This is a genomic window from Quyinboa mangrovi (assembly GCF_042219825.1).
Lineage (GTDB): Bacteria > Bacteroidota > Bacteroidia > Bacteroidales > UBA5342 > JBHJHP01.
Map to the genome: position 1 here is coordinate 1 of NZ_JBHJHQ010000040.1, position 1028 is coordinate 1028.

Annotated in this window: 1 protein-coding gene; it reads right to left on the minus strand. The window is 32.1% G+C overall.

Going from position 1 to position 1028, the window contains the following annotated elements:
* Positions 1 to 191 precede the first annotated feature (191 nt).
* On the minus strand, positions 192 to 893 hold the full coding sequence (locus ACE1ET_RS20445; protein ID WP_375730284.1) for a hypothetical protein: 702 nt from the start codon (positions 891 to 893) through the stop codon (positions 192 to 194).
* Positions 894 to 1028 lie beyond the last annotated feature (135 nt).

The window sequence follows — 1028 nt, forward strand, 5'->3', positions numbered from 1 at the left end:
TCTCCGCTTCAGCCGAAAGAGGGTGGAAGCCTGTTTAAAATAATCAAACAACTAATCCCGGTATTAAATACAACGTTGAGTATATGCAATGTAGGCGATTGCGGGGTTTAAACTTATCAAGCCGTAGAGAAGTTTAAGCGGGCTACAACCGTTGAAATTACTACTACTTCGCCTATTTTGTATATACATTGTTATAGGTCGGTTTTCTTATCTAAATGTTTTTCAAGAGTATCTTCAATCTGTCGAAAAGTCTCCTTTGCTAAAGTTTTATAATTTGATTCAATTAAATTAAGTCTTGGTATTTCAGCAAAAAGTTTATTATTCTTAATCAAAAATCTAATAACATATTCTTGCTCATTAGCAAAATTTCTTGGAAATCTGTCTTTATTATATCTTAATGACAATAGGAAAAGGTCTTCAGCCTGAATTCCGAATCCGAAACTTTCAAAAATATTTTCTTCTTCGAGTTTCTTTCTCATATTCTCAATAAGTTCTTTAAAATAGTCGTTTCCAAATTTTAACATTTCAGAAGCATTCCCTGGAACACCTCTAACATCGTCAAGAATTTCACTGTCAAGTATCGTTTCTATTTCACTAATATTATCTTTAGTAATGTTAACTTGTTTTTGATTGAATTTTCCTGTCAGAGTATTTATAAAGTTTTGTTCATCTTTAAAATCACTTGGGGCATAAAGTACTTTTGGATTAAAATTTAATGTTATGAAAAAACCTGCAACAAGGAAAGTAGGAAATCCTAATACAAACCATATAAAAATGCCTTGAAGTGATTCTGGTATTAATCCTAAAGAAACAGTAGCATTTACTTCTGCTAATGCTGCAAAAATTGCAATTATTGTTAATGGATTATTTATTCTCCTAATTTTTTCAGTCATAATTATTAGTTTTTTGTCCTATTTGTAAATAGCTATCATTGTCTGTAAACTGACCTATAACGTTCCCGCGGTATGGTGTCGTGCGGTTGACTGTCCCACGAAGTGGAGACTGTCAAGCAGAAAACGACGACATAC